Below are 5,991 nucleotides of genomic sequence, written 5' to 3'. Positions count from 1 at the left end.
ACTCGATATAATGTCCAATTTATCTAGATAGTTCTAAATAGAAATAGAATAAAGTTACTGAAAAAGTGAATTTTTGATTATTTCTTTTGGACACAATAAAACAGAGGTGATCATATGCGTTGTTTACTTTGCGAAAACGAGCAAATGTTAAAAGGAAAAAAAGCGAAATGTTTTATTTGTACCATTGTCACGCGTCGAAAATTACCTAAAACTTAATCGTACAAGCTATGGAGGTTTTTTTATTGGAGTCAAACCAGGATAAGCTATCAATTATTGCCCTTGGTGGAGTAAATGAAATTGGCAAAAATATGTACGTTATTCAATATAACGATGATATTGTCATTATCGACTGTGGTTCCAAATTTCCAKATGAAAGCCTGTTGGGCATAGATCTGATAATTCCAGATATCTCTTACTTACTTGAAAACATTGATAAAGTGAGAGGTTTGGTTATCACTCATGGACACGAGGATCATATTGGCGGTATACCCTATATTATCAAACAGTTGAACATGCCCATTTATGCTACGCGACTTACCMTTGGTCTTATTAAGGGGAAATTGAAAGAACACGGACTTCTGGGCACGACTACGCTACACGAGATTGATGCAAATACTAACCTTATATTAGGAGCCATTCCGCTAAGCTTCTTTAGAACGAACCACAGCATTCCTGATTGCTTAGGTATCGTCTTCGATACACCGCAAGGCGTAGTTGTACATACAGGCGATTTTAAGTTTGATTTAACTCCAGTAAACGAGCAATATGCAGATATTCATAAAATGGCAGCGATCGGTCAAAAGGGGGTACTTGCTCTACTCTCTGAGAGTACGAATGCGGAGAGGCCAGGCTTCACACCATCTGAACGCTTCGTAGGGGATCATATCGAGGAAGCATTTGCCAAGGCTACAGGAAAAATATTTTTATCGACCTTCGCCTCTAACGTCAACAGGTTACAGCAAGTCATTGTGGCAGCGGAAAAAACAAACCGTAAAATCGCCCTTTTAGGGAGAAGCATGGTCAATGTCGTGGAAATAGCTTTATCGCTGGGCTATTTGAGAATGCCTCCTGACATGTTAATTGAAGCTCAAGATGTGAATCGTTACTCTCCGCATGAGCTTGTTGTCCTCTGTACGGGAAGTCAAGGGGAACCTATGGCTGCATTAKCCCGCTTATCGAGTGGCACACATCGCCAAGTCGGAGTTTCTCCTGGTGATACAGTGATTCTAGCAGCGACASCTATTCCTGGTAACGAACGGAACGTAGCTCGTATCGTAGATAACTTATTCGCGAAAGGAGTTAAAGTGATCTACGGCTCCGGATCGGTAACTGGCATGCATGTATCCGGTCATGCCAGTCAGGAAGAATTAAAGCTCATGCTCACATTAATGAAGCCTACATACTTTATCCCAATTCATGGGGAGTATCGCATGCTGTATCAGCATCGTTTATTAGCTGAAGCTGTTGGTGTAAATTCAGATAACATTTTTATTATCAATAACGGCGAGGTAGTTGACTTTACAGGCTCTATCGCTCGTCAAGAGYGGCATATTCCGAATGGAAATACGCTAGTAGATGGACTTGGTATTGGAGATGTTGGTCATATTGTTTTACGAGATCGGAAAGTGTTATCTGAAGATGGCATATTGATTTTTGTGCTTTCACTCAGTAAATCGGATGGCACCGTTGTATCAGGGCCTGATATCATATCCCGCGGGTTCGTCTACGTGAAAGAATCTGAGGAATTAATGGAGGAAGTACATCGGATTGCATTAACGACCATCACACAGCTGCAAGAGACCAAAACGAACCAATGGGGGCTCTATAAACAAGCGCTTAAAGAAGCGGTTGGTAAATATTTATACACCCAGACCAAAAGAAGGCCGATGATATTGCCGATTATCATTCAGGTTTAATATTCGTGAATAAGGATGGAAAATAGCGCCATAATATAGCTAGAAGTCCATTTACCGAAAAGGGAGGGTACAACTACGATGACATCGAGTCGAGGACATCAAGGCGCACATGGCATTGGTCAAATTGCCCCGCAACTGAACAATCAAGCCGAAGCTGCGGAACAAATTCAAGGGAGTAATCAAGTAGATCAAGAGATCCAGGCTGCAGCAAACGAACATACTTCAGAGCTGGATGATATTTTCAGTAATGATAATGATAGCGACTAATTCCATCGAATTGAAATAGACCTGCTCCTGCTGATCCTGGAGTAAGCTTATAAGAATGAAGCAAGCTTTAAACAAACACATCTTATTAGTGTCAGTTGACAAGAATATGGTCCGAATAAAGTCCGCGTAAATCGCGGGCTTTTTTAGTTATTGGCGCGCCTAGCAAAGCTAGGCACAACTAATTGATGGAAGTTCAATCGAAATAAGAGCCAAGTCGCCTCATAGCTAACAGGCAACTGGTGGAGAGATCCTAAGGTTGAAGCCTTGTGACAAAGTAGCCCTGAAAGGGACAAGAGAGAGTCGAGCCTCGCGAAATTGTGGGCAAACTAACCCAGGAGCAGATCACAGATAAAATAGTGACGAAGATATTCAAAGTTTTACGACATGGCTTGCAACGAACAAATAATGCAATCGTTCACAATATTTACATACAACGCGATAAGAGATGACTCTATCGTGTAATTTATATTTTTCCAGCTACAGATGTCTCATCATTTAGCTTGCTTAGAAGTTTTTCTGATGAGACGTAGATGAATAAAAAGTGAAATAGCTAGTAGCTAGCGGTGGGATCCTCGCACGTCAGCATTCACTTTTCCTCAACTACTTAAGCACTTTAAGCGGTTCAAAATTCGGATAAACATAAGGCGAACTAGGAGCAGCGATTTTCTMGATTTGGGTGGCTGCGATTTTGAAAATATCATTGCCATTATAGTTACCATTTTGAATTGTGCCGGTAACTTTAACCCACATGTCTTTTGGGTAGTTTTGAGCTGTTGGGAAGTCAATCAGCACGCCATAGGGAGAAGCATCTGCTGAGCAGCAGCTTACTGCAAATCGGCCAACGACAAATTGGCTCGTTAACATCTTCTCCTCACGATACACGAAGCCGGTAAGCTCTATTTTTTTGCCTATAAAGTTATCCTTGAAGAGGTCAATGGTTGAAAGGATTTCCATGAAAATTTCTGGCTGTACAACGATATGATCTTTTTTATAGAGAATGACGCCCATCTTCGCAAAGTCTTCGTTCCATTCATCGGTAGTTTTGAATAACTTCTCGATCTCAGCATCTTGTGAAGCGACAGGTGGAGCATCAGGTTGAGTTGTTGGTTGAGCGAATGGCGGCGTTTTATCGCTAGTAGCAGGTTTAGGAATAACCGTAACCTTGTTCGTGTCATCTCGTGTAACCATTGATGGGCTCGGTGTTGCTGTCACTCCTAAACTATTTACATTTGGAATCGGAGTGCTCGATATTTCGGCAGCTGAAGTTACTTTGGGTTTGGCGAAATTGGATGTGCCTGCCGAAAGATTAATTCCCTTGGCAGCAACCATCGCGCTGTTTAAGGCTGTGTCCGGAAGTAAGAAGCCTATCATCAGCGGCAATACCAGAAGGCCGTAAGCTACTGAATTACGAATACGTGATCGCGTAACGGGCTGTTCACATTCACAAGCAACTGGCCTACCCCAGTAGGCACGAAGTGCCAGATAGCCTTGAAAGTTAGCAATAATATATAAGACGACTGAAGCTGTTTTCACGTAGATCATCATTCGCGGAGCGATGTAATATTGAAGAGCGTCTGATTTGACAAGGAACACAATATAACCGGAGAAGCCAAGCAAAATGATCGTACGAAAAAAATAATGTAAGCTGGTTATACGAATTTGATTCAAAGTTATACCTCCTAAAAGCTATTTTTAAGAAAAAAAATGTTCCCAAAACAGTGAACAAGCTAGTACGGTAATGGAAATTAAGAGTATTAGAAACAAGACGAATCTGGATTTAAACACGGAAAGCAGCATTAGCGTGCTCTTGAAATCAAGCATAGGTCCGAATACAAGGAAAGTAAGCAATGAACCAGGTGTAAATGACGTTTGAAAAGAAGAGGCCACGAAAGCGTCTGAGGTCGAGCATAAGGAAAGGATATACGCAAAACCCATCATAAACACGTGAGAGCTAATTGGGCCTTGACCAATGGCAAGAAGACTTTCGCGATGCATAAATACCTGAATGATGGCTGTCAACAGAGAACCGAAGACTAAATATTTACCCATATCAAAAAACTCATTGGAAGCATGGACGAAAAATGTGTTTAATTTACTTGAAATACCGCCTGAATGCTGATGACTTTCCAACTCGGACTGGCTTGCGAAACTTGAACGACTGATTCGTAGCGGATTGCTTTTGATACAACGATAAAGGATTAACCCAATAACAATGGCCACGAGGAAAGCTAGTCCCATTCGAGAATAGGCAATAGATGGTTGGTTTCGGAAAGCCATGAACGTAGCCGCGAACACAATAGGGTTAATAATCGGTCCGGTTATAATAAATACCACTGCGATGTAGACGGGCATTCCTTTCAGTATGAGCCTTCGAACAACGGGAATCATTCCGCATTCACACATTGGAAAAAGAATACCTAGCAAGCATGCAAACAAAATTCCGAGGAAAGGGTTTTTGGGAATAAATCGTTGGATCGCTTTCTCAGACACGAATGTTTGGAGTAATGAAGACAATAATACGCCAAGTAAAATGAACGGCATTGCTTCTAAGAGAATGCTGATGAAAATGGTTTTAAAGGATTGAATGTGTTCAACTGTAAATAAACTAGGTAAGAAATCAAAATCTTTTAGAAGAAGTAAAATGAGGATGAAACAAATAGCTGCCATTATTTGCATCGTAGTCCTGTATATCGTATTCGGCATTGTAAACTCCTTAATCAAAAAAATTACTACTATAACGTATGAAGTGTAATAGAGAAATAGGACATTCTTAATAAAAACAGCAGCCTGCTAAATTAAGCACTTCAGGCTGCTTTATTTCTTTATGCGTTAAAGTCAATTAAACGTCTCTCCCAATCTTCTTCCAGGGATTTTACGTCTAAATCCAAGCCTATGAGAACAAGATAAGGAGTTCCCTGATAGGATGTTGGCTGCCAGTTTATACGATTGCCTGCAAATTGCATGAGCAACGATTCAAGTTTAGCGCCAATCAGTAAATAACCTTTAGCACGAAGGAGCTTAGCCCCCCAGTCGGCTAGATAACGTTCAATAAATCGTTGATTTAACTGAAGGTCACTCGCAATAGGAATAGAAATACTCTGAATACGTGAAAAAGATGCTTTAGGTTTGTCAGACTGCTTCAATGACGGTGGGGTCTTCATGGTTTGCACTTGCATGCTTCTGTTGAAACTCAGTGTATTCGCAGACTGATATTGCATTGGAGGAATCTCACCGAAAATAAGACTTAAATCAAATTTACTATTAGACGTTGGAAGTAGCAAAGAGTGTTTATTGTATTTGCGAATTGTTTTTTCAATTGTTTTTATCTGTTTATCTGTGACAAGGTCGATTTTATTTAGAATAAGTAGATCCGCAACTTCCATCTGTCTGCGAAGCGTGTGAACCAGCTCGCGGTCCGAGGCGAAGATACTGTTATAGTCAAGTACATTCTCAGCGTCAAGTACCGTGATGACTTTATGCAGTTTCACATAAGGAAGTAATGCGGGTTCGGTGAGAGCATCGACGATTTCTTCTGGGTTGGCAACACCAGTCAATTCAATGAGAATGACATCAGGCTTGCGAACTAACAATTGTTTAATAGAACCGCTTATGTCACTCTTCTTGGAGCAGCAAATACATCCATCGAGCAGTTTGGCCAAGTTCACATCGGGTGAAGCTTCTTGAAGAAGATGTCCGTCTACATCTTGTTTGCCAAGCTCATTCATAAGAACAGCAGGTAAAAGATTGAAGATGGCAGCTTCTCGTAGCATACGGATAAGCAGTGTTGTTTTGCCACTGCCTAAAAAAC

General features: G+C 41.0%; 5 protein-coding genes. 2 read left to right on the top strand and 3 right to left on the bottom strand.

The features are described 5' to 3' along the window. The first annotated feature begins 242 nt into the window (after nt 1-242). On the top strand, nt 243-1,916 hold the full coding sequence (locus AC1DLM_RS34525) for a ribonuclease J (protein WP_477572510.1): 1,674 nt from the start codon (nt 243-245) through the stop codon (nt 1,914-1,916). A gap of 78 nt (nt 1,917-1,994) precedes the next feature. Then, on the top strand, nt 1,995-2,183 hold the full coding sequence (locus AC1DLM_RS34520; protein ID WP_441992322.1) for a hypothetical protein: 189 nt from the start codon (nt 1,995-1,997) through the stop codon (nt 2,181-2,183). A 600-nt stretch (nt 2,184-2,783) separates the two neighbouring features. Here the strand turns inward: AC1DLM_RS34520 and AC1DLM_RS34515 are convergent. The 3 genes from AC1DLM_RS34515 to AC1DLM_RS34505 all read right to left on the bottom strand — a co-directional run. Beyond that, the gene (locus AC1DLM_RS34515; protein ID WP_477572509.1) at nt 2,784-3,851 is read right to left on the bottom strand and encodes a TIGR03943 family putative permease subunit; all 1,068 of its coding nucleotides are present in this window, start codon (nt 3,849-3,851) and stop codon (nt 2,784-2,786) included. Nucleotides 3,852-3,875: 24 nt separating this feature from the next. Continuing rightward, nucleotides 3,876-4,886 carry a permease gene (locus AC1DLM_RS34510; protein WP_441992320.1) on the bottom strand — a complete coding sequence of 337 codons (1,011 nt, stop codon included), beginning with the start codon at nt 4,884-4,886 and terminating at the stop codon, nt 3,876-3,878. Between the two features lie 119 nt (nt 4,887-5,005). After that, nucleotides 5,006-5,991 (bottom strand): CobW family GTP-binding protein (locus AC1DLM_RS34505; protein WP_477572508.1); only part of this gene is annotated, 986 nt, incomplete at its 5' end.

It is taken from the genome of Paenibacillus sp. 01T442, from assembly GCF_056398345.1.
The sequence above is the reverse complement of the archived record's forward strand: the minus strand, read 5'-3'. Positions and strand labels throughout refer to the sequence as shown.

Coding starts and splice junctions, on each gene's coding strand:
- AC1DLM_RS34510 (WP_441992320.1), bottom strand. CDS start 4,886: ATGCCGAATACGATATACAGGACTACGATGCAAATAATGGCAGCTATT.
- AC1DLM_RS34520 (WP_441992322.1), top strand. CDS start 1,995: ATGACATCGAGTCGAGGACATCAAGGCGCACATGGCATTGGTCAAATT.